This window comes from Acidovorax sp. SRB_24, from assembly GCF_012931925.1.
In genome coordinates this window covers 20873-24562 of the sequence record NZ_MWOM01000021.1, presented here as the reverse complement: position 1 = coordinate 24562, position 3690 = coordinate 20873, and the positions used below count along the sequence as shown (strand labels likewise).

At 66.7% G+C, this 3690-nt stretch carries 3 protein-coding genes; 2 read left to right on the top strand and 1 reads right to left on the bottom strand.

The window, feature by feature from the left end; translation table 11 throughout:
* Positions 1-884, bottom strand: an 884-nt coding sequence (gene apbC, locus B2J89_RS09685; RefSeq protein WP_371809056.1) for an iron-sulfur cluster carrier protein ApbC, incomplete at its 3' end; no start/stop codon positions are given.
* Positions 885-1017: 133 nt separating this feature from the next.
* Here apbC and B2J89_RS09680 point away from each other — a divergent pair.
* Both B2J89_RS09680 and metG read left to right on the top strand, forming a co-directional pair.
* Positions 1018-1584, top strand: a complete 567-nt coding sequence (locus B2J89_RS09680) for a restriction endonuclease (protein ID WP_169168909.1) — start codon at positions 1018-1020, stop codon at positions 1582-1584.
* Positions 1585-1713: 129 nt separating this feature from the next.
* The coding region (metG, locus tag B2J89_RS09675; protein ID WP_169168875.1) for a methionine--tRNA ligase at positions 1714-3690 on the top strand (1977 nt) is incomplete at its 3' end.

Sequence of the window (3690 nt, the reverse complement as noted above, 5' to 3'; positions counted from 1 at the left end):
TATTCAGCGGCCATTTTCTTGCCGCCATCGGCCCCGAAGATGTGCTCGACATGGCCACACTGGGTGCACACGTGCACGGCCATGTTCTCGACGATGCCGAGGATGGGAACGCCCACCTTCTCGAACATCTGGATGCCCTTCTTGGCGTCGAGCAGCGCGATGTCCTGCGGCGTGGTCACGATGACCGCACCGGTCATAGGCACGCGCTGGGAGAGCGTGAGCTGGATGTCGCCGGTGCCGGGCGGCATGTCGACGATCAGGTAATCGAGCTCGCGCCAATTGGTCTGGCGCAGCAATTGCTCGAGCGCCTGCGTGGCCATGGGGCCGCGCCAGATCATGGCCTGGTCCGCGTCGACCAGAAAACCGATCGACATCAGCTGCACGCCGTGGTTTTCCAGCGGGTCCATGGACTGGCCATCGGCGCTCGTCGGCCGGCCCTCGGCGCCCATCATCATCGGCAGGCTGGGGCCGTAAATATCGGCGTCGAGCACGCCGACGCTGGCGCCCTCGGCGGCCAACGCCAGCGCCAGGTTCACGGCGGTGGTGCTCTTGCCCACGCCGCCCTTGCCCGAGGCCACGCCAATGATGTTCTTGACCTTGGGCAGCAGCTGCACGCCGCGCTGCACTGCATGCGCGACCACCTTGAAGCCGATGTGGACCGAGACGTTGTCCACGCCGGCCACGCCCTTGGCAGCGGCCACCAGGCTGCGGCGCAGTTCGGGGACAAGGCTCTTGGCCGGGTAGCCCAGCTCGACGTCAAAGGCGACGTCGCCCCCATTGATCTGCAGGTTGCGCAGCGCGCGCGACGAGACAAAATCCTTGCCGGTGTGCGGGTCCTTCACAGCGCCGAGCGCCTGCAACAGGTCCTGTTCTGAAACAGCCATTTCAAAGTCTCCTAGGTTCGCCCTAGTCTATTCGGAAGCCACCGACCCCACGACTGCCGCGACAATGCTGCGCTGCGCCGGGCGCGCGACTGCCCCGGCCCCACTTTTGCAAAGGACTTGCGTGAAATTCAAGATGGCCCCCAATTCGCTGTTTGCGATCTTGCTGCGCTCGCCGTGGTGGATCAGCTTTGTCGTGGCCGGCGCCATTGCGCTGGTCGCGGCGGCGCTGCTACCGGCGCAGTACGCGCTGTTTGGCGCCATCGGCGGCCTGCCCATCCTCGCGGTGGGCTTCGTCGCGGCCTGGCGGCAGCTGCGCGCGCCCAGCGCGGCGCAGGTCAGCGAAACGCTGGACGCCGCCCTGGCCATGCCCTGGCGCGACTTTGCGCATGCGCTCACGGCGGCCTGGCAGGCCGGCGGCGCCACGGTCGAGCGGCTCGACGGCCCGAGCGCCGACTTTCGCCTGACCCAGGACGGCCGCGTGACGCTGGTGTGCGCGCGGCGCTGGAAGGCCGCGACCCACGGCGTCGAGCCGCTGCGCCAGCTGCTGGCCGCGGTGCAGGCACAGGGCGCAGCCTCGGGCGCGTACCTGGCCGTGCAGGGCGAGCTCAGCGACACCGCGCGCCTCTTCGCACGCGACCACGGCCTGCTGGTGCTGCAAGGCCCGGCGCTGGCGCAGCTTCTGCGCGCGGCGCGGTCCTGACCTCCAACCATCCCATCCTGCGGCGCACCGCCCTGCGCTGCCGCTGGTTGCGCAGGGCCCGCGCAACGGCAGCGCCTAAAATTGCCGGTTCCGCCCGACGGCGCCCCACGCCACGAAAGCCGCACCTTCATGTCAGAACGCAAACTCTTCGTCACCACCGCCCTGCCCTACGCCAACGGCAATTTCCACATCGGCCACATCATGGAATACATCCAGGCCGACATCTGGGTGCGCTTCCAGCGCATGCAGGGCCATGCGGTGAACTTCGTCGGCGCCGACGACACCCACGGCGCGCCCATCATGATCGCCGCCGAGAAGGCGGGCCAGACGCCCCAGCAGTTCGTGGCCGGCATTGCCGCCGGGCGCCAGCAGTACCTGGACGGCTTTCACATCAGCTTCGACAACTGGCACAGCACCGATGGCCCCGAAAACCACGAGCTGGCGCGCCAGATCTACCGCGACCTGCGCGACCGCGCCGACGGCTCGCTGATCGAAACCAAGACCATCGAGCAGTTCTTCGACCCCGAGAAGAACATGTTCCTGCCCGACCGCTACATCAAGGGCGAGTGCCCGAAGTGCCACGCGCTGGACCAGTACGGCGACAACTGCGAGGTCTGCGGCTCGGTCTATGCGCCCACCGACCTGATCAACCCGTTCTCGGCCCTGTCGGGCGCCCGGCCCGAGCTCAAGCATTCCGAGCATTTCTTCTTCAAGCTGTCCGACCCGCGCTGCGTGGAATTCCTGCAGCGGTGGACGCAGGACGGCAAGCTCCAGCCCGAGGTCGCCAACAAGATCAAGGAATGGTTCAGCGTGCGCACCAACCCCGACGGCACGCAAAGCGAAGGTCTGGGCGACTGGGACATCTCGCGCGATGCGCCCTACTTCGGCATCGAGATCCCCGATGCGCCGGGCAAGTACTTCTACGTCTGGCTCGATGCGCCCGTGGGCTACCTGGCCTCGCTCAAAAACCTGCTCGACAAGCGCGGCGAGAGCTACAACGCCTACATGGCCGACCCCGCCCTGGAGCAGTACCACTTCATCGGCAAGGACATCGTCACCTTCCACACGCTGTTCTGGCCCGCGATGCTGCATTTTTCCGGCCGCAAGACGCCCGACAACGTGTTCGTGCACGGCTTCCTCACCGTGAACAACGGCGAGAAGATGAGCAAGAGCCGCGGCACGGGCCTGGACCCGCTCAAGTACCTGCGCCTGGGCATGAACGCCGAGTGGCTGCGCTACTACCTGGCGGCCAAGCTGTCGGCGCGCAACGAAGACATCGACTTCAACGCCGAAGACTTCATGCTGCGCGTGAACAGCGACCTGATCGGCAAGTACGTGAACATTGCCAGCCGCGCGGCGGGCTTTCTGACCAAGCGCTTCGACGGCAAGCTCACCCACGATTTCGGCGCCCCGGGCGCGGCCCTGCTGGCCGACGTTCGCGGCGCGGGCGACGCCATCGCCCATCTGTACGACGCGCGCGAGTACAGCAAGGCGACGCGCGAGATCATGCTGCTGGCCGACAAGGTCAACGCCTATGTGGACCAGAACAAGCCCTGGGACCTGGCCAAGAACCCCGACAACAACACGGCGCTGCATCAGGTGTGCTCGGTGCTGATCAACTGCTTTGCCACGCTCACGCGCTACCTCGCGCCCGTGCTGCCCGGCCTGGCCAGCGCCGTGCAGGGCTTTGTCGGCATGGACATGCGGCGCTGGAGTGTGGCCGGCGACGTGCAGGCGATTGCGCCCTACCAGCACCTGATGCAGCGCGTGGCGCCCGAGCAGCTCGAAGCCCTTTTTGAGCCTCCAGCGCAAGCTGACACTGCCCCAGCAGCTACCGAAACCGCAGCAGCACCGGGCGGCGAGGCGCTGGCGCCCACGATCACCATTGACGACTTCAGCAAGATCGACCTGCGCATCGCGCTGATCGTCAACTGCGAGCCAGTCGAGGGCTCGACCAAGCTGCTGCGCCTGACGCTGGACGTCGGCGAAGGCCGTACGCGCAATGTGTTCAGCGGCATTGCCAGCGCCTACACGCCCGAAGACCTGGTGGGCAAGCACACGGTGATGGTCGCCAACCTCGCGCCGCGCAAGATGAAGTTCGGCATC

Coding starts and splice junctions, on each gene's coding strand:
- B2J89_RS09680 (WP_169168909.1), top strand. CDS start 1,018: ATGGCCCCCAATTCGCTGTTTGCGATCTTGCTGCGCTCGCCGTGGTGG.